21 protein-coding genes and 1 tRNA gene are annotated in these 21,281 nt (G+C 58.6%); 12 read left to right on the top strand and 10 right to left on the bottom strand.

The window, feature by feature from the left end; translation table 11 throughout:
• Positions 1-61 precede the first annotated feature (61 nt).
• The 7 genes from LCH97_RS03720 to LCH97_RS03690 all read left to right on the top strand — a co-directional run bounded on the left by LCH97_RS03720 (position 62) and on the right by LCH97_RS03690 (position 5,606).
• Positions 62-271, top strand: a complete 210-nt coding sequence (locus LCH97_RS03720; RefSeq protein WP_227303463.1) for a major capsid protein — start codon at positions 62-64, stop codon at positions 269-271.
• A 252-nt stretch (positions 272-523) separates the two neighbouring features.
• The gene (locus LCH97_RS03715; protein ID WP_227301451.1) at positions 524-1,456 is read left to right on the top strand and encodes an IS5 family transposase; all 933 of its coding nucleotides are present in this window, start codon (positions 524-526) and stop codon (positions 1,454-1,456) included.
• Positions 1,457-1,612: 156 nt separating this feature from the next.
• Entirely contained in the window at positions 1,613-2,866 is a 1,254-nt protein-coding gene (locus LCH97_RS03710) for a virulence factor TspB C-terminal domain-related protein (protein ID WP_227303462.1), read from the top strand.
• Between the two features lie 2 nt (positions 2,867-2,868).
• Positions 2,869-3,177, top strand: a complete 309-nt coding sequence (locus LCH97_RS03705; RefSeq protein ID WP_227303461.1) for a DUF2523 domain-containing protein — start codon at positions 2,869-2,871, stop codon at positions 3,175-3,177.
• Between the two features lie 3 nt (positions 3,178-3,180).
• Positions 3,181-4,278 carry a zonular occludens toxin domain-containing protein gene (locus LCH97_RS03700; protein WP_227303460.1) on the top strand — a complete coding sequence of 366 codons (1,098 nt, stop codon included), beginning with the start codon at positions 3,181-3,183 and terminating at the stop codon, positions 4,276-4,278.
• 293 nt (positions 4,279-4,571) lie between these two features.
• Positions 4,572-4,847 carry a hypothetical protein gene (locus LCH97_RS03695; protein WP_227303459.1) on the top strand — a complete coding sequence of 92 codons (276 nt, stop codon included), beginning with the start codon at positions 4,572-4,574 and terminating at the stop codon, positions 4,845-4,847.
• 150 nt (positions 4,848-4,997) lie between these two features.
• Entirely contained in the window at positions 4,998-5,606 is a 609-nt protein-coding gene (locus LCH97_RS03690) for a DUF2726 domain-containing protein (RefSeq protein ID WP_227303458.1), read from the top strand.
• A 117-nt stretch (positions 5,607-5,723) separates the two neighbouring features.
• Here the strand turns inward: LCH97_RS03690 and LCH97_RS03685 are convergent, their stop codons facing one another.
• The 7 genes from LCH97_RS03685 to LCH97_RS03655 form a co-directional block, all read right to left on the bottom strand.
• Positions 5,724-6,281 (bottom strand): hypothetical protein, encoded by a 558-nt coding sequence (locus tag LCH97_RS03685; protein WP_255619326.1) that lies wholly within the window; start codon positions 6,279-6,281, stop codon positions 5,724-5,726.
• The gene (locus LCH97_RS03680; protein WP_227303457.1) at positions 6,277-6,573 is read right to left on the bottom strand and encodes a hypothetical protein; all 297 of its coding nucleotides are present in this window, start codon (positions 6,571-6,573) and stop codon (positions 6,277-6,279) included. Before LCH97_RS03680 ends, LCH97_RS03685 begins: the two co-directional genes overlap by 5 nt.
• A complete protein-coding gene (locus LCH97_RS03675; protein WP_227303456.1) occupies positions 6,570-7,013 on the bottom strand; it encodes a hypothetical protein in 444 nt (147 codons plus the stop codon). The genes LCH97_RS03680 and LCH97_RS03675 overlap by 4 nt, the downstream gene beginning before the upstream one ends.
• A 66-nt stretch (positions 7,014-7,079) precedes the next feature.
• Positions 7,080-7,379: a hypothetical protein gene (locus LCH97_RS03670; RefSeq protein WP_227303455.1), complete on the bottom strand. Its 300-nt coding sequence runs from the start codon at positions 7,377-7,379 to the stop codon at positions 7,080-7,082.
• Between the two features lie 147 nt (positions 7,380-7,526).
• Positions 7,527-7,670, bottom strand: coding sequence for a hypothetical protein (locus tag LCH97_RS03665; protein WP_227303454.1), 144 nt, complete (start codon positions 7,668-7,670; stop codon positions 7,527-7,529).
• Between the two features lie 591 nt (positions 7,671-8,261).
• On the bottom strand, positions 8,262-9,869 hold the full coding sequence (rmuC, locus tag LCH97_RS03660) for a DNA recombination protein RmuC (protein ID WP_227303453.1): 1,608 nt from the start codon (positions 9,867-9,869) through the stop codon (positions 8,262-8,264).
• A 124-nt stretch (positions 9,870-9,993) separates the two neighbouring features.
• Positions 9,994-10,683: a Bax inhibitor-1/YccA family protein gene (locus tag LCH97_RS03655; protein WP_227303452.1), complete on the bottom strand. Its 690-nt coding sequence runs from the start codon at positions 10,681-10,683 to the stop codon at positions 9,994-9,996.
• Between the two features lie 157 nt (positions 10,684-10,840).
• Between LCH97_RS03655 and LCH97_RS03650 the strand changes: the two genes are divergently transcribed.
• Positions 10,841-10,925 (top strand) — tRNA-Leu (locus tag LCH97_RS03650).
• A 198-nt stretch (positions 10,926-11,123) separates the two neighbouring features.
• On the opposite strand, the gene purL is transcribed toward LCH97_RS03650, so the two are convergent.
• Positions 11,124-15,005 (bottom strand): phosphoribosylformylglycinamidine synthase, encoded by a 3,882-nt coding sequence (purL, locus tag LCH97_RS03645; RefSeq protein WP_227303451.1) that lies wholly within the window; start codon positions 15,003-15,005, stop codon positions 11,124-11,126.
• A gap of 150 nt (positions 15,006-15,155) precedes the next feature.
• On the opposite strand from purL, the gene LCH97_RS03640 reads away from it, so the two are divergent.
• Positions 15,156-15,494 (top strand): P-II family nitrogen regulator, encoded by a 339-nt coding sequence (locus LCH97_RS03640; RefSeq protein ID WP_017509599.1) that lies wholly within the window; start codon positions 15,156-15,158, stop codon positions 15,492-15,494.
• 157 nt (positions 15,495-15,651) lie between these two features.
• Here LCH97_RS03640 and LCH97_RS03635 read toward each other — a convergent pair whose 3' ends face one another.
• Complete coding sequence (locus LCH97_RS03635; protein WP_227303450.1) at positions 15,652-16,443, bottom strand: outer membrane protein assembly factor BamD; 792 nt, start codon at positions 16,441-16,443, stop codon at positions 15,652-15,654.
• Positions 16,444-16,593: 150 nt separating this feature from the next.
• The gene (locus tag LCH97_RS03630; protein ID WP_227303449.1) at positions 16,594-18,789 is read right to left on the bottom strand and encodes a PhoX family phosphatase; all 2,196 of its coding nucleotides are present in this window, start codon (positions 18,787-18,789) and stop codon (positions 16,594-16,596) included.
• A gap of 180 nt (positions 18,790-18,969) precedes the next feature.
• Between LCH97_RS03630 and rluD the strand changes: the two genes are divergently transcribed.
• From rluD to LCH97_RS03615, 3 genes are read left to right on the top strand one after another with little or no spacing between them, the layout of a single operon-like run.
• Positions 18,970-20,100 (top strand): 23S rRNA pseudouridine(1911/1915/1917) synthase RluD, encoded by a 1,131-nt coding sequence (gene rluD / locus LCH97_RS03625; protein ID WP_017509602.1) that lies wholly within the window; start codon positions 18,970-18,972, stop codon positions 20,098-20,100.
• A gap of 4 nt (positions 20,101-20,104) precedes the next feature.
• A complete protein-coding gene (gene pgeF, locus LCH97_RS03620) occupies positions 20,105-20,854 on the top strand; it encodes a peptidoglycan editing factor PgeF (RefSeq protein WP_227303448.1) in 750 nt (249 codons plus the stop codon).
• Between the two features lie 25 nt (positions 20,855-20,879).
• A complete protein-coding gene (locus tag LCH97_RS03615) occupies positions 20,880-21,281 on the top strand; it encodes a hypothetical protein (RefSeq protein WP_227303447.1) in 402 nt (133 codons plus the stop codon).

The raw sequence follows: 21,281 nt of genomic DNA, 5'->3' as shown, positions 1-21,281 counted from the left end.
GGCATTTGTCTGGCGGCACCTGTGGGGTTTTCTTAGTCCTTCATCCACTGAGGATTGAATCATGAAATACATGAACCTGAAGCGTTTCGCTACTACCGCCCTGCTCTCCGCAGCCGCCCTGCCCGCTTTTGCCGCTGGTGCAACCATCGACGTTACGCCGGTTACCGACAACATCGGCTCCGGTGTGGTTGCCATCGCCGCCATCGGTGGTGCCGTGCTGGGCTTCATGGCACTGCGTAAAGTCTGGCGTCTCGTTAACAGCTCGGTCTAACCGGCAGCGCGAGGGAAAGGGCCGAAAGGCCCTTTTTTCATTATGGACGGATGGATTGTGCTGTTTGCCCTGCTCGGGGCGTTCTGGATTCTTTTCCGCTGAGGTGTGCCATGCGAAAGTTTCTGCGCGTTGTGTTCATGACAAGTTACCTACTCTGGCAGCTTGTTTTCCCGGTCAAGGCATACGCCTTTGCCCCTCTGATTGGCTTTGTTGCACAAATCAGTGCTTACGTCCGTCCGGTAGAATGACCGCATGAGCAAGCCCCTTCCTCCCAAGTACCAAACCATCAACTGGCAGTCATACAACCAGTCCCTCAAGCAACGAGGGCAGCTCCTTCTCTGGCTCGACAAAGGCATGAACTGGTTGGCACCGGCTACCGGCAGGCGGGGACGGCAGCTAACTTTTTCTGATGCTGCCATCCAGTTCTGTCTCACCATCAAATGCCTCTTTGGCCTGGCGCTACGGCAAGCCACAGGTATGGTCGAAAGTATGTTGCGCCTGGCTGGCCTTGACTGGGCCGTCCCCGACTTCAGCACGCTTTCCCGCCGCCAGAAAGACCTGCAAGTCCGCATCCCGGTACAGAAAAAGCAAGGTTGTCTGCATCTCTTGGTGGATAGCACCGGCATCAAGATGATGGGTGAAGGCGAGTGGAAGGTGAAAAAGCATGGCGCTGATTACCGCCGCCAATGGCGCAAGCTGCATCTGGGCATAGATGCGCAAACGCTGGAAATCCGGGCAATGGAAGTGACCGACAATCGCACTGGAGATGCCACGATGCTGCCAGAGCTGCTATCGCAAATTCCGGCGGGAGAGGGACTGGTAACCGTCACCACGGATGGGGCGTACGACACACGCCTATGTTACGCAGCGATTGCAGAGCGTGGGGCGGCAGCCATCATTCCCCCACGTCGAAATGGCCAATTCTGGAAAGGGAATTTACGGGGCAATCAGGCTCGCAATGAGTCGCTACGAGCGGTGAAGTATCTGGGGCGCGCGCTCTGGAAAAAGTGGAGTGGCTACCATCGCCGCAGCTTGGTCGAAACGAAGATGCACTGTTTCAAATTGCTGGCAGATCGGGTTAAGTCACGGGACTTTGACCGGCAAGTAGCGGAGCTTCAAATCTGTGCAGCGATTCTGAATCGCTTCACAGCACTGGGCACGCCGCAAACGGTCCGTATGGGATAAATCCGTCTGGGGATTGGGGTAGTTCGACCTACGGCTGATTTGTGCAACAAAGCCCCTCTGATTGCACTTGGTGGTGCCGCAGGTTCTGGCTTTACCGCTGCATCCGGTCTCGAAGCGTTCAGTATTGCTGCTGCCGCCCTGACCGTTGGTGCTGGCATGGCAATTCGCCTTGATGGTAATACGGATAAGCCTGTTCCCGGCTGGCCAACCAAGCCTGGCTCTGATGGCAAGCCCGTTCCTACTCCCCCTTCTTCTGCTCCCAAATCACCTGATAAAACTGTTCCAGGTCGTCACATAAATTACGAATGGGATATGTCTTCCGCTGTTTTCCTCTCAGCGCCCTATACATGGGAACAGATTACTTCTGCCGTGAAAGGCATCTGTGCCAAGTTTGGCATGGAATCTAGTGGTAGTAGCTGCCTGACTTGGAATGGAAATTACAAGGGTGTAAATAATTTCGATGCTGAAGGCACTGTCCCCGGTGCTTGCCCTGCTGGCTATTCTGCATCCGAGAGTGGGTGCGCTTTATCCTCTCCTGCAGAGGTTCAGAAGCCTGCGGGGATTGAGTGCGAGATTGTGTTTCGCGGGGGTAAATTTTCTGCGGACACATCAAACCCGACATGTGATGGTGTAACCGAGTTCAAGCGGGGGGATTGCACTTTTACAATTGATGGCTCATCCCTTTCTGGTTCTTGTCAGGGTGGTTCTGAGCGGTTGGCCATGTCTGGCAACTCGCTTACTTACACAACACCTGCAGGCACTGCTACGGGCTCAATTGAGCCGCAGGGCGATGGCCAACCGCCCATTATTACGGTTCCAGCTGGTACGCTTGGTGCGCCGGCCTCTACTGGTACTGGTTCAGGTAGCGGCACTGGCTCTGGCTCTGGCAGCGGTTCCGGTAGCGGTTCTGGTTCTGGTTCTGGAACCGGCAGCGGCACCGGGACTGGCACCGGCGAAGAAGTTCCGCCCTTAGACCTCACGTCCATTACTACGGCTATTTCTAGTGCCGTGTCAGCCATAAAAGCGACCATATCCAACGCTGTCACATCTGTGGTCAATGCCATCCAAGCCACAGCCACCGCCATTGGCAGTGCTGTTTCGTCTGCCGTCGCCCCGCTGGTTTCTTCCGTCAGCCAGATAAAAGACTTCCTACTGTCCGCCGATATGCCCGACGAAAAAGCCGGTGCCATCAAGCCGTCCGAAGTGAAGCTGAAGCTTCAGGATGGTGACAAATACATTGGTGGTGGTTACTGCCCCGCACCAAAGGCTATCCAGTTCGATCTTGCCGGATCGCCAGTCCGCATGGAGTTTTCATTCACCCCGTTTTGTGACCTTGCCGCCATGGTGCGGCCGTTCTTCGTTCTGCTCGGTTACTACCTTGCAGCCCGTATCGTATTCAGGGGGGATTGATCATGTGGAAATTGCTCGGTGGTTTGTTGCTGCTTCTGGTGGAGCCGATTCTTGCCCGTATTCTGGGTGCCCTCGGTTTTGGTCTTGTCTCCTATACCGGCCTTGGCTTTGTAATGGAGCAAATCGAGGCCGCAATTAGCAAGCAAGTCGGCAGCTTGGCCAGCGACATAGTCGGCATCCTTGGGCTGCTCGGCTTTGGCCAAGTCCTTACCCTGACGCTTTCTGCCATGATGGTGCGGGCGTTTCTTTCCGGCATGAACTCGGCAGGTAGCGTTGTCCGCTCCTCGCTGGGTAACAAGACAGGGAGCTAAGCCATGCTCAACCTGTTAACCGCCGTCCCCGGCTCGGGCAAAACCCTTTTTGCCATCAAGCGCATTGCCGAAGAAGCCGACCGCGACAACCGCCAAGTCTATTACTCAGGGATACCGCTTACCGACAAGGGTAAAGAGCAGCTGGGTTGGATTGAGCTCGAAGACCCGGCCAAGTGGTACGAACTGCCAGCCGGCGCCGTGATCGTCATTGATGAGTGCCAGCGTGTCTTCCCTCCCCGCCGTAACGGTACCGAGATCCCGAAGCACGTTTCGATGTTTGAAACCCACCGTCACCACGGCTTCGACGTTTGGCTTATCACGCAGTCACCGAAGTTGCTTGATACCCACGTGCGCGAGATCGTGAACAAGCACTATCACCTGCGCCGTGTGTTCGGTTCTCAGTCAGCCAGGCTTTACCAGTGGGATTGCTGCGAGCTGCAGCCCAATTCACGCGGTGCTGCCTCGCGCTCCCCGGACGTTCGCCTATTCGCTTACCCCAAGGCCATTTATCCGCTGTACAAGTCAGCGGAGCTTCACACGCACAAGCTCCAGATACCCAAGAAGGCCATACAGCTGATTGCCCTGACCATCGCCCTGCCCTGCATCATCTGGTTTGCCGTTCATGCCCTTGGCCGCCTTGGCAAAACATCCACCACGCCAAGCGCCACCGCATCCGCCCCGGCCTCGCAGGCTCCTGCGGCCAACACTCCACGGCATCCACCGCGAACCGCATCTGAGGTCTATTCAGAACGTGCCGCCCTTGTGGCCGAGCACCCGGAAACCGCACCCATGTACGAAGAAATTGCCAAGCCCAAGACCTTCCCGCGCCTTGCCGGTTGTGTCCAGTCTGCTACCCGTTGCACCTGCTACACCCAGCAAGGGACATCGTTGGATGTGCCATTAAACGTCTGCGGTGATGTGGTAGCCAATGGCCGCTTTGACCCGTACCAAAGCGAAGACGCACACCCGGAAAAAGCTGCAACAACAGCGCCTGCCCCTGCTGGCCAACGCAACGAGAGCCCGCAAGTCAGCATCACCACACTGCCAGATGCAACGGGAGGTATGAGACTGCCACCGCTACGCGAAACCAAGCGTTCTTAGAGCGACCAGCGGGAGCGACAGGAAAACGTAGGGGTGGGCGTCAAGGGACCGTGGAATAAATGGGTGGCGCGCAGCGCCGGGCCCCGTTTATGCCGCGAAAGCCCTTGATGGCCACACCGAAGTGAATACACTCCCGGCAACGCCGGGGATGTTGCAAACATCCCCGGGGGATGCCCCACGGCGAGTGAGGGGGTGCGGGGGCGTAGCCCCTGCAGAACAGATTCAAATCCGGCCTTGTATCTTGTAGTCACAAAACCTTATCCTTTGCGCATAACGGTGTCTGGTTAATCGCCATGCGTATCCTGATTTTTTTCCTCGTACTTTTCGTTGTCGTTCTCACCATCTGGGGAGCGCTCAAGCCATCGCACCGCCATTACTGGTTCAAGCGACTGGCAAGCCGTGACCGTGTCGCTTTTCAGCGCCTAGTCCGGGCTTGCGGCAACAACGAAGAGCTTGCAGAGAAGATGATCAAGCATGAAATGCTGCTGGATGAGCGCGCCACGCGCCAGCAGGCAGTTATGCGTGCCATCGGCACCATTGAGAACTACAGACAGCGAGGGGTGCGTTAGCACCCCTGCAGGTTGTGGCTACGTGCGACCTCGGTGCATAGGCGGCTTACTGATAACTAGCCGCCTTTAGTCTCATTTTGAGATTCCCACACCACGCAAGCCGCCCATTCCGGTTTGCTTACGGCCAGCCTTGTTTGTTACCCTGATTGCATGACGCTACTTGCCATCCTGTTTCTTGCCGCCCTGGTTCTGGTTGCCGTGCTCGTCGGTGCCAAGTCTGGCAGCAAGAAAGCCAAATCCCCATTTGGCCGCGCCGCTTCGATGAAGCTGGAGCCGATAACGCGCTCTGCCCCTAACCAGACACAGGACGAACACATCCCTGATTTGCCAGCGGCAGATGCCCCGATTTCGCCGCTGTCCGTTTTTCAGAGCAAACCACCGCTTACCCAGCGCGAGGCTACTTGCTACTGGTCGCTGGCCAACCATCTGAACGGCCATTACATCGTATTGCCGCAGGTGGCGTTTAGCGCATTCCTGCGCGTTGAAGGTGGGGACAGCAAGTCCAACTATCGCCGCTTCGCTACCATGCGCCAGAAGGTGGCCGATTTCCTGATAGTGCGCCCTGATTTCAGTATCGTGGCACTCATCGAGCTGGACGACAGCACGCACGCCAACAAGAAGGAAGCCGACCAGCAACGCGACGCGGCCATTAAACAGGCCGGCATTCGCGTGTTCCGCATTCCGAAGGTGCCGCACGGCGACCAGGTGCAGCGCCTGTGTGATGTGCTGCTAAAGCTGGATCAGCTCAAGCAGTCGTAAAGGTGCGTGCCAGAACCTCCGGCACTCGGTGTCACTGACGGGTGACTGGTAATACCCGTCTTTTGTGCCATTTTGGCACCAATCTCAATGTCACCTCAGCATCAGCACAAAGTTGTACTACCAGGATATGAGCGGAATTTCTGACGTCTCAATGTCAATATCCATCCCCATCTCTTGAAGAAAGAAGTCTAAAGATTTTGCGCTTCTCTCTTTGTGCGGCCCTGGTCCAACAATCACTTTAGATATGTACTGTGATGGATTGAAAAACTTCCCAGAAAGCTCGTAATATGGAATTATGTAGTGCCTTCCGGTGCGAAACTTGCAATTCGCAGCCAAAAATGACCTTATTCCGTACCCTTCGAGAAATTTTACCAGCCTAACCTCTTTTTCCTCACTAAAGTTTTTGTCCTTCAAAAAGGGCAAAACATCCGATATTTCATCAATGCATTCGAAAAATAAATGCTTTTGAACATCATCATTTGGCAGTATGGCCATGAGACCAGTCCTGGAGGCCCGCAGTCGCTTCTCAATTTTTTCCTTCAATTCCTTGATAAGCAAATCATGATTATCATAACGGCATTCTGCGAATTTAAATCCTGACTCAGCAACAATACCTGCGTCATCGCCAAACGTAATGCTGGACAATCTAGAAAATTCACGCTCCTTAAATTCAATGCAGTACCCACCCTGTGGACAATACCCCCTCCACTGACTTAGCTGATTTGGAGCTCTCGAAAACGATACTGTGAATATCCCATTTTTTTATCTCCTCAAAAGCATCATCTATCAAGTTTGGCGCTATAACTTCCGAATCAAAATTTTTTTTCAGGTGATCTTTTATGTCCATCACGCCAATGTCGAACTCTGTAGAGTCATTAAGGTATGACACGGCCGTCATCCATATAGACCCATTAAGAATTCCAAACAATCCAGCCGTGTCCGTATAGTGGTATATCTTGCCGCTCATTTAAATATCCTATTTATCATCAGTCCGAATTTTGCTTCTCTATGGCACTGGGTTTTGTAAAAATCCCGCTCCACAATCAGTCGTTCTATGGAATCTGCTTGTTCTATGACAAGTTTATCAAGCCTACGGTACTCACGCAGCTTTAAAACATCATCCAAGCTGACTGCGGCTCGGTATTCGTCGGATACTAGCCGCCCTCTGTCCAGGTAGAAGCCCTGCCACTCTCCCCACGTTTCACCTAGCTGCGGTTTGTCCTGTGCTTTTAGCGTGGCATACACCGCATAGGGCACCGCCTCCTGCCCCGTTCGCCAGCGTTCTATCTGGTCTACTGCCACGTAAAGCGATGCAGCCAGCTTCTCGGCGTCGCCAAAGCAAACAACCCTGATGAGGTCATCAGGGTTGCAAGGAAAGTCACAGCGGGGGAATCGACGAACTCGCATGGCCAGGTACCGTCAGGGCTTAAACACCGCTTGATTGTTTATCTGGCATGTTTTGCGTTAAAAATCTTACCGCTTTCCTTGCTTTGCCAGATACGCCATGTACCCCCACGGGATAGCGAACATAGCGAGAAAAGCGAGTTGCTTGATGTTGTATGACGCCGAGCCGGCAATTTCCTCATGCCAAACTGCGATAAGAAACATTGAAAAAGCACTGAAGATGATTATAGAGAACAGCCTTAACTTGTATGAGTTCATGAAGTCTTTAAGGTCACGAGGCGGGCGCTTCAGCTCATGGTTGAACATCAGCACCTTGAGCGTGACTAGGCAACTCATCATGATCAGAACATCAACAACATATACGAACATGCCTGCTCCAGAAGTCTGGGGGTGGTTGTGCTTGGGTACCACGTACCGCTGCTGTCGCATCGGTACCACATGGTATTTCTACGTATGTGGCATGATACAACAGTCCGCGATGCGTTTTACATAAGGCCGAATTATACGACGTAAATACTAAACCCCTTGGGGGGCTTTCGAGCCTTCAACTGGGCTCATTAACGTCGTCAGAACCATCAGACCGGCCACGGCCAATGCGCCGATCTTTTTGCGAAAATCCGCCCAAAAGTCCCGTCTTTCTTGGGTTTTTTCGCGTTCCATGTTCGCCGCAGCGATGATTCCTAGCGGGTCGATGGCCGATCGGTTGGGTATCGTATACTCAGTCGCCACGTGTGGCCTGCGTGTTTTGCCGGCTATGCGTGAAATCGGATTATGGATGTGTCTGATTTTGTGTTTCAGCAGGTAAGGTCTGATAAATACGTGTCGACAATCTCTGTGAGTAATGTGGCGCTTAGAAAACGTACAAATTCAAAATAGCCAGCGCTGGATTTAAATGGCTAAGATGTAGCAGCGATGACGATAACTATAGACGTAACAAAGCCGGCCAAGGGCCGGCTTTGTGTTGGGGTGAGTAAAACTAAAGGTTCGTCTGACTAGATACAACTTCAAACTACTTCCTACTTCATTCCAAACACCACAAACAGGTATCAAAAAAGGTTGGAGCGTTGCCGGCGGGAGGCCGGGTGCTGCGTGCGCACGGCGATGCGTGCTCGCTTCTGGACTAACGCTTTACTGCTAAAGAACGCAACAAATCCAACTGCTACTACAAGTAAAACCAGCGATTCCAAGATTTGCTCCCTCCTTTCTGTTACCTGAATTCTGTATAGATGACAGGTAATGGCAGTGCAAGAATTATTCTGCAGATTCTTCTTCATTTTCTGCCGGCGTATCCGTCAGGAGGTGGCCAGGCAGGCTCTTGTTGCTCTTTGCGCCCAGCTTGCGCAGCTTTTCGGCACGGCCTATCAGGTTGCCGCTGCCGCTGCTTAGCTGGCGCATGGCTTGCTGGTGGCTGTCTTGCAGCTGGCCAATCTGGCGGCCAACCTTTTCCAGCGATTCGGCCAGGCTGGCCAGCTTGTCGTACATGGCACCGCCTTGGCGGGCGATCTCCTGCGCGTTCTGGTTCTGGTATTCGTAGCGCCAGATGCTGGCCACGGTGCGTAATGTAGCCAGCAAGGTGCTGGGGCCAACGATCATGATACGGCGTTCGAACGCCTCATTAAACAGGCTCATGTCTTGCTGTACGGCCAGCAAGTAGGCCGGCTCTACCGGGATGAACATGAATACGAAATCCAGCGTATTGAGCTTGTACAAGTCCTGGTAGCGCTTGTCGGAGAGCGTGCGGATGTGCTGGCGCAGTGCGGCGATGTGGGCTTTGAGTTCGGCCTCTTGTGTGGCGCGATCTTCGCTGGCGGTATAGCGCACGTAGGCATTCAGCGACACTTTCGAGTCGATAACCAGCTGTTTGCCTTCCGGCAGATCAATGACCACGTCAGGCTGATAGCGCCGCTGGCTGCCATCTTCCTGTTCTACACGGTCGGACACCTGTACGCGATATTCGCGGTTGCGAGTGAGGCCGGAGCTTTCGAGTACTTTTTCCAGCACCATCTCGCCCCAGTTGCCTTGAGCCTTGTTATTGCTGCCGGTGAGTGCATTGGTCAGCGCGATGGCGTCCTGGTTAAGCTGGGTATTGAGTTGCTGCAGCTTGCGCAGCTCGTGCTCCAGTGTCAGGCGTTCTTTACTGTCTTTGTCGTAGGTGTCTTGTACCAGTTTGCCAAACGTCTGTAGCCGTTCCGCCATGGGGGCCAGCAACTGATCGAGGTTTTGCCGGTTTTGCTCGGTAAAGCGCTGGCTTTTTTCCTCCAGGATATCGTTGGCCAGTACCTTGAATTGCTGGCCGAGGCTTTCCCGCGCACTGGCCAGCATGGTGAGCTTTTCTGTGGCCTGCAGCCGCTCTTGCTCCAGCAGGGTTTGCAGCTGTTGCTTGTCCACTTGCAGCTGGGCGACTTCTTGTTGCATGGCAGCCAGCTGCGACTGTAGTTGGCCGCGCTCCTGCAGTAGTCGTTCCAGTTGGCGGCCCTGCTCTTCGCTGGCTGCCAGGCGGGCGCCCTGCTCTGCGGCCAACTGTTGCTGGCTTTGCAGCTGCGTTTCGCGTGCTTGCAGCCGGCTTTCCAGCTCGGGGATGCGCTGCAGGTGGCTGGCCAGGCTGGCCAGCTTCTGCTGGCTTTCGGTGTATTGGCTGTGCAAGGTTTGCAGGGTGTCTTGTGCGTGCTGTTCGCGCTGTTGTAGCGCTTGCCATTGCTGGTTCAGGCTGTGCCACTGGCCTTGCAGCTGCGCCAGCTCCAGTTGTACCTCGGCCCTGCCCTGCTGGTAGGCTGCGTCGCTTTTGCCGCGCAACAATAGCCATGCCACGCCCCCGCTGCTGCCTGCCGCCAGGATGGCTGTGATGAGGATGTCTAGCATGTGTCGTAGCCTTTGGTTTTTGCTCTTTTGATTATGTACATTTTCAGGTGACAGCGCCAGCCCGCCAGACGCAAAAACGCCGGCGCTAGGCCGGCGTTTCTTGGTGGGTACTGCCTGGTAACGCTTAGTCGCGGTCGCCAGCAAAAGCCATCAGCAGGTGCAACAGGCTGGTAAACAGGTTGTAGATGCTGATGTAGATGCCCAGCGCGGCAGAGATGTAGCTGGTTTCGCCGCCATCTACCACGTTTTTCACTTCCCACAGGATCATCAGCGAGCTGAAGATCACGAAGGCTGCGGAGATGGCCAAAGCCATGGCGGGCAGCTGCAGGAAGATGTTGGCAACGATGGCGACCATCAGCACCACGGCACCTACGGTCAGGAATTTACCCATGCCGGACAGGTCACGCTTGGTGGTGGTGGCAATGCCTGCCATCACGGCGAACACGGCTGCGGTACCGCCGCCGGCTACCATGATCAGCTGCGCGCCGTTAGACAGCTTCAGCGCTACTTGCAGCAACGGCCCCAGCATCAGGCCCATGGCAAAGGTAAAGACCAGCATCAGCGGCACGCCCAGCGCACTATTGCGGTTGGCCTGTACGGCGAACATCAGGCCGTAAATGACAACCATCATGGCCAGTACGCTCATGATCGGGCTGGCCGCCATGAAGGCAAAGCTCATGTTGGCGCCAATGGCGCCGCCGATGACGGTGGGCACCATGGACAGGGCAAGCAGGCCATAGGTATTACGTAGAACCTTATGGCTTGCGCCGCTGTACGCGGTGGTTTTGTAAGCAGTGTGAAGGTTCGGTTGCATGGCGACGATTCTCCTCGCGCGTGTTATTGGGGACGGCAATGTCATGGACAACATATTGTTACACAAGTTTCTGTAGCTGCCTATTTTGATAAAGATGCTTGCCAAAAAAAGCCGTATGGTCTAATATCCGTCTCCTCAAAGCAGTACTGATGTCGTGGCGAGAGTGGCGGAATTGGTAGACGCACTGGATTTAGGTTCCAGCGCCTCGCGGCGTGAGAGTTCGAGTCTCTCCTTTCGCACCACACAGCAGTACAGCATGCATAAGCGCCTGCACCGTAATGGTCTGGCGCTTTTTGCATTTCTACTGCCATAAATAATGGCAACCTTCCGCGTTTCAAGCGCCGCATCACCCATAAGCCGCCCTGCACGCCTGCAGCCAGCCAGGCATAAAAAAACGCCCCGACATATCGGGGCGTTTTGCTGTCAGCTTGCGGCCAACCTTAGCCGATCCAGCGGCGGGCGCTGGCAAACATGCGGAACCAGCCGCCGTTTTCGCCCCAGCTTTCCGGGTGCCAGCTGTTCTGGATGGTACGGAACACGCGCTCCGGGTGCGGCATCATGATGGTGAAGCGGCCGTCCGGCGTGGTCACGCCAGTAATACCTGCCGGCGAACCGTTCGGGTTCATCGGGTAGGTTTCGGTGGCTTGACCGTTGAAGTCCACGTAGCGCAGTGCCGTCAACACCTGCTCTTGCGCGCCCGGTGCAAATACCGCGCGGCCTTCGCCGTGCGATACCACTACCGGCAGCTTGGAGCCGATCATGTCCTGCAGGAAGATGGACGGCGACTCGGTCACTTCCACCATTGCGAAGCGGGCTTCGAACTGCTCGGACGCGTTACGCTTCAGCTTCGGCCAGTGCTGGGCGCCAGGGATGATATCCGACAGGTTGGACATCATCTGGCAACCGTTGCACACACCCAGCGCAAAGGTATCGCTGCGGCCGAAGAAGGCTTCGAACTGCTCGCGCGCCTGGCCGTTGAACAGAATGCTCTTGGCCCAGCCTTCGCCGGCACCCAGCACGTCGCCGTAGCTAAAGCCGCCGCACGCGGCCAGACCTTTGAAGTCGGCCAGCTGCACACGGCCGGCAATCACGTCGGACATGTGCACGTCCACCGCCTCGAAGCCGGCACGGGTAAAGGCAGCGCCCATCTCGATCTGGCCGTTCACGCCCTGCTCGCGCAGGATGGCGATGCGCGGGCGCGCACCGGTAGCGATGAATGGCGCCGCCGGATTGTCTTCGGTATTGAAGGTCAGCTCGGCAAACAGGCCGCGCGAAGCGTCGTCAGCGATCTGCGCGTACTCGCTATCGGCACCGGCCGGGTTGTCACGCAGGCGCTGCAGGCGGTAGCTGGTTTCCGACCAGGCTTGCTGCAGAGCCACGCGGCTTTGGGCAAACAGCTCGTCTTCGCTGTGCACCAGGCGCAGTACGCCATCGGTAGCTGGTACGCCAATTACCGATACGTTGGCCGCCAGACCCATGATCTCGAAGCGCTTCAGCACGTTATCGATCTCGTCGGCAGCCACTTGCAGCACCGCGCCCAACTCTTCGTTGAACAGCACGGCGTTGACGTTGGCCGCATCGCCACCGGTCAGCATGGACAGCTCGACTTGCGCGCCCAGATGGCCGGCAAAGCACATCTCGGCCAGTGTGGCGAACAGGCCGCCGTCGGAGCGGTCGTGGTAGGCCAGCAGCTTGCCGTCTTCTACCAGTGACTGGATCACGGTAAAGGCGGAAGCCAGCTTGTCGGCGCTGTCTACGTCCGGCGCCTGGCCGTTCATATCGTTCCACACCTGGCCGAAGATGGAGCCGCCCAGGCGGTTTTTGCCTTCGCCCAGGTCCAGCAGCAGCAAGGCGCTATCGGCCGCACGCAGCTGCGGGGTCACGGTTTTGCGTACGTCGGCCACCGGGGCAAACGCGGAAATGATCAGCGACAGCGGCGCAGTTACCGCTTTTTTCTCGCCGCCCTCTTCCCACACCGTCTTCATCGACAGCGAGTCCTTGCCCACCGGAATGCTCACATCAATGGCTACGCACAGGTCGGAAATGGCTTTCACGGTGGCGTACAGCTTGGCGTCTTCGCCAGCGTGGCCGGCAGCGGCCATCCAGTTGGCAGACAGCTTCACATTGCCCAGCTCGCCAACGTTGGCCGCAGCCAGGTTCAGCAGCGACTCGCCTACCGACACGCGGCCAGCAGCCGGCGCGTCAAACAGGGCTACCGGGGTGCGCTCGCCCATGGACATCGCTTCGCCCAGCGTGGTGTTGAAGCCCATCGCAGTTACGGCCACGTCGGCTACCGGCACCTGCCACGGGCCTACCATCTGGTCGCGTGCGGTCATGCCGCCCACGGTACGGTCGCCGATGGTAATCAGGAAGCTCTTGTCGGCCACGGTCGGGTTGCGCAGCACGCGGTACGCCGATTCTTTCAGCTCGTACTGCGCGGCGTTCAGCGCGTCGGTGCTTACCGGCACGGTTTTCACGTCGCGGGTCATGCGCGGCGGTTTGCCCAGCAGCACTTCCAGCGGCATGTCTACCGGCTTGTTGTCGAAGTAGTCGTCGCGCACTTGCAGGTGGCCGTCATCGGTGGCCACGCCCATCACGGCAAACGGGCAGCGCTCGCGCTCGCAGATCTCGGTAAAGGTAGCCAGGTCTTCCGGCATCACGGCCATCACGTAACGCTCTTGCGATTCGTTGGACCAGATCTGCATCGGGGTCATGCCTTTTTCTTCCAGATGCACTTTGCGCAGGTGGAAGATGGCGCCACGGCCGGCGTCGTTCACCAGTTCCGGGAAGGCGTTGGACAGGCCGCCGGCACCCACGTCGTGAATGGACACGATGGGGTTGGCCGCACCGCGCTGCCAGCAGCGGTCGATCACTTCCTGGCAACGGCGTTCGATTTCCGGGTTACCGCGCTGCACCGAATCGAAGTCCAGGTTTTCGCTGTTGGCACCGGTATCCATCGAGGATGCCGCGCCACCACCCAGGCCGATCAGCAGGCTTGGGCCGCCCAGCTGGATCAGCAGTGCGCCTTCCGGAATCTCGTTCTTGAAGATTTGCTGTTCCTGGATGTTGCCCAGGCCACCGGCGATCATGATCGGCTTGTGGTAGCCACGGCGCTCGCCCTGGAAGTCGTCTTCAAAGGTACGGAAGTAACCGGCCAGGTTCGGGCGGCCGAATTCGTTGTTGAACGCAGCGCCGCCGATCGGGCCTTCGATCATGATGTCCAGCGCGGACGCGATGCGGCCCGGCTTGCCGTACTGCTTAGCTTCCCACGGTTGCTGGAAGCCCGGTACGTTCAGGTTGGACACGGTAAAGCCCGACAGGCCGGCTTTCGGGCGCGAGCCACGGCCGGTAGCGCCTTCGTCGCGGATTTCGCCGCCGTTACCGGTGGATGCGCCAGGGAACGGGGAAATCGCGGTCGGGTGGTTGTGGGTTTCCACCTTCATCAGGATGTGGGTCGGCTCTTCGCTATAGGCGTAGGTGTGGCTGCCCGGCTGCGGGTAGAAGCGCTCGATGGTGGCGCCATCGATCACCGAGGCGTTGTCCTTGTACGCTACGCGGGTACCCTGCGGGTGCGCGTCGTGCGTGTCGCGAATCATGCGGAACAGCGACTTGCCCTGCTCTACGCCGTCAATCACGAACTGCGCATTGAAGATCTTGTGACGGCAGTGCTCGGAGTTCGCCTGGGCGAACATCATCAGCTCGACGTCGCTAGGGTTGCGCTGCAGCTTGATGAAGTTTTCTACCAGGTAGTCCACCTCGTCCGGCGACAGGGCCAGGCCCATGTCGGCGTTGGCCGCGTCCAGCGCAGCCTTGCCGCCACCCAGGATGTCTACGGTAGACAGCGGCTGGGGGTCAACGTGCACGAACAGGCGGTCCGCGTCGGCCAGGCTGGCCAGCACGGTTTCTGTCATGCGATCGTGCAAGAGGCCCGCCAAACGCTGGCGAGCCTCTTCGGTAAACGGGGTAGCAGACTGGACGTGATACGCAATGCCGCGCTCGATGCGCAAAACATTTTCCAGGCCACAGTGGCGAGCGATGTCGGTCGCTTTGGATGCCCACGGTGACAAGGTGCCCAAGCGGGGCGTAACCAGGAAGAATTCACCCGTTGGTTCCTGTGCCAGCGGCGGTTCGCCATAGGTCAGCAGTTTTTCCAGCACGGCAACTTGTGCCTCGGATAGCGGCGACTCGCTTTCGGCGAAGTGCCAGTATTCGGCGGCGATAGTCAGGTCTGGTAGACCGGCTTCGCGCGCATTGGCCAAGAGTTTATCAAGTCGGAACTGGGACAGGGCGACGCCGCCCCGCAGCTTAAGAATGTGCGACATTGTATACCCGCAACAATGGAGACAAGGATCAGGAAAGCGCGTAATAATACACGCAATCCCCCGCTTTTATAAGGCCGCAGGTGGAATATTGCCAGACAATCATGCTGCCAACAGCCCGCTTTGCCCTATCCATACAAGGAGTTGCGATCCATGAAAAAAGTCGAAGCAGTCATCAAACCGTTCAAGCTGGATGAAGTGCGCGAGGCTTTATCTGACATTGGCATCAACGGCCTGACCGTTACCGAGGTAAAAGGCTTTGGCCGCCAGAAGGGCCACACCGAGCTGTACCGTGGTGCCGAGTACGTGGTGGACTTCCTGCCCAAGGTAAAAATCGAGGTAGTGATTGCCGACGATCTGGTAGACCGCGCTATCGAAGCCATCATCCAGACCGCGCGTACCGGCAAGATCGGTGATGGCAAGATTTTTGTTTACCCGGTAGAGCAAGTGGTGCGCATCCGCACCGGCGAAACCGGCGAAGACGCGGTATAACACCGCCCGCCGGCCCACCCTGCCCGCCCGAGTGGCGGGCTTTTTCACGCCTGCGGCCAACCTTGCTACGCCGCCAGGTGCGCATAAGAAAAGCCCCGCCAGATGCCAGCGGGGCTTTGTTTATCTTGGCGGTTCGGTGCCACGCACCGGGGCAAACTTAGCCCCAGAACTTCCACCAAGGTTGGCCGCGGTATTCCCACGGCTGCGTCAGGTAGGCGCTTTGCGGGAAGTTCAGCGCCAGAATGCGGCGGGTATCGGCTTGCAAGGCAGTCATGCCCAGCTTGCCGTAGGCCTGCTCCATGATGGCCAGCGCCTCTTCGTTATGGCCGGTATTGGCGTATTCCTGCACCACGGACTGCGCACGGTTGACGGCAGCCAGCCAGGCTTCGCGCTTCATGTAGTAGCGGGCCACGTGCATCTCGTGCCCACCCAGCGCTGCCGCCAGATGCTGCATTTTCAGCGTGGCGTCTTCGGCGTAACGGCTTTGCGGGTAGCGGGCAATCAGCTCGCGGAAGTCGTTAAACGACTCGCGTGCGGCCTTCGGGTCACGCTCGCTGATGTCCTGGCCGGTGGCGCGCGCCAGGAAACTGGTGTCATCGTTGAAGTGCACCAGGCCTTTGAGGTAGTACATATAGTCGGCACTGGCGTGCGCCGGGTACAGGCGCAGGAAACGGTTGGCCGCAGCAATGGCCAGCTCCGGCTCGCTATCCTTGTAGTGCGTATAAGCCTGATCCATCAGCGCTTGCTGCGCGTGGCGGCCATAAGGGAAGCGTGCCTGCAAGGTTTCATAAAGCTTGAGGGCGCGGGTGTAGTTACCACCGTTCAGTTCGTCACGGGCTTCGGCGTAGATCTGGTCTACCGTCCAGCCACGGGTTTCGTCCTGCGGCTCCACCGAGGCACAACCTGCCATCAATACGACGGCCAGCAAGGCTACAAAGCTTTTTTTCATGAGGTGTCCTTGTTTGACTGCGCACGATTATAACCAAAACTGCTGTTTGCGCACGCCTGGCAGCAGTTTCTCGCCGTAACGCGCCCCATCTCCATAAAAAAACCGCCCGCCGGGCAGGCCGGCAGGCGGTGTGGCTCGCGCGGGCAGACATCAGGTGCCGATGCGGCCGCCGTCGTTCTTGGTAATCATCACCGTGGCCGAGCGCGGGCGCTTGCCGGCACCGTAGCCGCTATTGGACGGCCACTGGCTGACATATTTGCTGGGGTCGCCCAGGTCGCCCACCGCTGTGCCTTCGCCCGGGTGCTGGATGTTGACAAACATCACCTTGCCGTCCGGTGTTTCTGCCACGCCGGTCACCTCGCAGCCTTTCGGGCCTACCAGGAAGCGTTTCAGCGTATCGCTGGTAGGCTTCTTGCCGACATAGGTATCCACCAGCACGCTGCCGTTGGCAACCGACACTTTACCCCCGTCGCCTACACGGCCTGGCAGCGCGGCCAGCATCTGGTCGTTGGTCATGTCGTTGTAGGCGCCATCATCGGTCTGGATCCAGCAAATGCCGGTGCTCTCGGCAAATTGCAGGCCGTCGGGGCTGGAGAAGTCGTTAACGTCGGTCAGGCCGGACAGGTTGATGCTGGCAATGGCACCGGCTTCGGAACCAAACAGATACACGTCCCACTTGAAGGTGGTAGCGTTGGCGTCGCCCTGCTCGGCCAGACGCAGGATGTGGCCGTTGACGTTGCCCTTCTGAGTGCTGGTGCCATTCTTGACGTCGGTGTAGCTGCGCGGGTTGGCCGCATCTACCACCTTGCTGGCGTCGCTACCGCTGGCAACACGGTTGCCGTTGTTGGTGAGCGTAAAGTAGATGTCGCCGGTGGTGGGGTGAGTGGAGCTCCACTCCGGGCGGTCCATCTTGGTGGCACCGGCTGCATCGGCGGCCAGGCGGGCGTTCACCAGAATGTCGGCCTGGTCGGCAAAGGCGTAAGCGCTGTAGCCGGCGATGAGCGGGTTGGCCATCGACAACTCCAGCCAGTTACCGGTGCCGTCGGCGTTGAACTTGGCCACGTACAGCTTGCCCTTGTCCAGGTACTTATCGCCGGTGGCCATCGGGTCGGCCGGTTTGGCGTCGGCCGGGTCCCATACTGCGTCCGACACATACTTATAGATATATTCAAACTGCGAATCGTCGCCCATATAGATAGCCAGCGGCTTGCCGGTTTTCAGCAGCGAGAACGCCGCGCCTTCGTGCGCAAAGCGGCCGGTAGACGTGCGCTTTTTCACTACGCTATTGCGGTCGTAGGGGTTGATTTCGGTCATATACCCCTGGCCGTTGATCTCGTTGCGGTAGTCGGCAGCGGCGCTGGCACCGGTAGCGGTGATGTCCCAGCGCACATAGCGGTCGTCGGTGCCGGCGGTTTCCCAGCCGTAGCGGCTGCTGGCATTCACACCGCGGCCATAGCGTGTCAGCGCCGCGATTTCTTTGGCGCTGCGAGCGGCAGCGTCGCTACCACGCTTGAAATAGCCAGACCAGTTTTCTTCGCCGGTCAGCAGCGTGCCCCACGGGGTTTTACCGGTGCCGCAGTTGTTCACCGTGCCGCGGGTACGGGTGCCATCGGTAGAAAACTTGGTTACCAGCAGGCTGCTGCCGCGGGCCGGGCCAGCCAGCTCGATGGTGGTTTCCGCGGTGACGCGGCGGTTGAACGGGCTGGTTTGCACGGTAGCAAAGCGGCCGTTGCTGCCTTTGGCCACCTCCACTACCGACACGCCATGGCAGGCGATCTCGATATCCGCCTCGGCGGCCGGGCGTGGCAGCGCTGTCGGGCCGGCGGCAAACAGGGTTACCTGCTCGATGTACTCGTGGTTCATGGCCAGCAGGCCACGGCTGGCGCCGGTCTGGTCGGCCTTGCCGGCGGCGTTCAGGCCAAAGTACTGCATGCCGTCGTGGTGGTCGCCGGCGCGCTGGTCGTAGCCGGTGTCGGTGCCGTCATTCTTGAATGCGGCCACGCCGGCAAACAGCGGGTCGCCTTTGGCGTAGATCACGCTGGCGGTGTAGCCCTCTGGCACGATAAAGGCATCGGCAAGGCTCTTGGCTACCGGCTTGAAGCCCAGCAGGGTTTCGGATGCTGCCGCAGCAGGCGCAGCGCTACTGGCGGACGAGCCACCCAGGCCCAGACAGCCGGTAAGCCCCATGCTGCCAAATACGGCGGCACCGGCCGAGCCCAGCATAAAGCCGCGGCGGCCGATACGTGCGGCCAGAATGTCGTGCATGGTGGGGTTGTTCGACGAGTTGTTGCCGATATCGTCCGGGTCTGCGCCGTTAGCCAGCGGGGTAAAGTTGTTTTTGCTCATGGCACTCTATAAACAGGTGGTTGGTTGGTGTAGAACAGCCGTTTGATAGTACGGCCCGACGATTACCCCGCCATGAAGCACCCGTTGCAGCCCAGTTACCTGTCATCTGGCTGCCACGCCAACAGGACAAGCAAGCCAGACTGCTTTAAAATCGCCCGATTTACCTCACGCCACAAAGCCATGAACGAACAAGACATTCTCGCCGACGAACTGCTGGACGACGATATTGCGGACAGCGAAGGGGAAAGCGGCGCCGGCGGCGAGGCGCAGCAACTTTCCGTACCTTACGAATTTTCCGGCGATCGCCTGGATGCGGCGCTCACCAAACTGCTGCCCGAGTACTCGCGCAGCCGCATGACCCAATGGATCAAAGACGGCAAAGTGCTGCTGGACGGCAAGCACATGCCCGGCAAGACCAAGCTCCTGGGCGGCGAAACCATCACTGTGGAAGTGATCCCGCAGCCCGAAGCGCTGGCCTACACCGCCGAGCCAGTGGATTTCCCCGTGGTGTACGAAGACGAACACATCATGGTGGTGAACAAACCCGCCGGCCTGGTGGTACACCCGGCGTCCGGCAACTGGACCGGCACCCTGCTGAACGGCCTGCTGCACCGCAACCCCGAGCTCACCCACATTCCGCGTGCCGGCATTGTGCACCGCCTGGATAAAGACACCTCCGGCCTGATGGTGGTGGCCAAAACCCTGCTGGCGCAGACCGACCTGGTGCAGCAGCTACAGGCACGTACCGTCAAGCGTATCTACCGCTGCGTGGCTACCGGCGTGGTGCCCTACGACGGCAAGATCGAAACCCTGATCGGCCGCGACCCGCACAACCGCCTGAAAATGGCCGTGCTGCGTTTTGGCGGCAAGCCGGCCATTACCCACCTGCGCGTACTGGAACGCTACGAAGACTTCAGCTACGTAGAGTGCAAGCTGGAAACCGGCCGCACCCACCAGATTCGCGTGCACATGCGCGAAGCCAAGCACCCGCTGGCCGGCGACGCCACCTACGGCAACCCGCGCCACCACGGTAGCGAAGCGGCCGATGCCGCTGTCAAAGCGCTGGCGCGCCAGGCACTGCACGCCTACTCGCTGGCGCTGGTGCACCCGGCTACCGGCAAGGAAATGGGCTGGAAAGCCCCGCTGCCAGACGACATGAAGCAGCTGCTGGCGCTGCTGCGCGCCGAACGCGACGAGAAATTCGCTGCCGCCAACGCCAAAGCCGCCGCCAAAGCCGAAGCCCTGGACGAAGACGACGACGATGACTGGGATGACGATAACTACGACGTCGAAGTGCACTATGTTCGCTAAGCCCATGCACACGCCCGCAGCAGACACCGGCTGGTTTACGCCAGACTGGCCCGCTGCGGCCAACGTGGGCAGCCTGGTCACCACCCGCCACGGCGGCGTCAGCCCCGCGCCCTACGCCAGCCTGAACCTGGGCGACCACGTAGGCGACGAGGCGGCCAACGTAGCGGCCAACCGCGCCCTGCTGCGCGCCGCACTACCTGCCGAGCCCGCCTGGCTGCAGCAGGTGCACGGCATTACCGTGGTGGACGCCGCCACGGTGGCACCCGGTAGCGTACCGGTAGCCGACGCCAGCTTCAGCCGCACCCCGGGCGCGGTCTGCGCCGTGATGACGGCAGACTGCCTGCCCGTACTGCTGGCCGACCGTGCCGGCACCGTGGTGGGCGCGGCCCACGCCGGCTGGCGCGGCCTGTGCGGCGGCGTCATCGAGGCCACCATTGCCGCCATGGGCGAGCCTGCGGCCAACCTGGTAGCCTACCTGGGGCCGGCCATCGGCCCCGAGGCTTTCGAGGTGGGGGCCGAGGTGCGCGCCGCCTTCATGGCGCATGACAGCCATGCAGCCGCCGCATTCGACGCCATTGCCGATGGCAAATACCTGGCCGACATCTACCTGCTGGCGCGGCAAAGGTTGGCCGCAGCCGGCGTAACCGCCGTTTACGGTGGCGACGCCTGCACCGTGATAGAGCGCGAACGCTTCTTTTCCTACCGGCGCGACCAAATAACCGGCCGCATGGCCAGTTTGATCTGGCTCAGCTAGGCACAACATATAGTGTTCAAGGGCGGTGAAAACCGCCCTTTTTGCTTTTTGGCCGTCGCAACAGCGCAACACCTGTCATAAAACGCCCGCTGTGGCGAAAGTGACGCAGCCGCAAACCCTTGTTGTAGCTAGCCCCCTTCGCACGCCCTGCGCAGGCCGCAAAAATAAGTTTGCCGCGCAAAGCCAATACTGGCGCGGCTTTCAGCTTTTTGCGGCAGCTGTCAAGACTTGTCCCGCACACACTTCACCACTAGAATTTGCGTCGCTTTCCGGTCAAAACAGCATATATTGTGTTTGTGCACAGCTGGCACACAGCTTTTCAACAGAGTTGTCCACAGCCCGGCTGCCACCACCGCTGCGCGACCCCTTCCGCCCGCGTGCCGCATGCCAAAAAGACATGCCCGCCGCCGCCGGAAGCATCGAATAA

It is taken from the genome of Vogesella sp. XCS3, from assembly GCF_020616155.1.
GTDB lineage: Bacteria > Pseudomonadota > Gammaproteobacteria > Burkholderiales > Chromobacteriaceae > Vogesella.
This window is presented reverse-complemented; position numbering and strand designations above follow the sequence as displayed.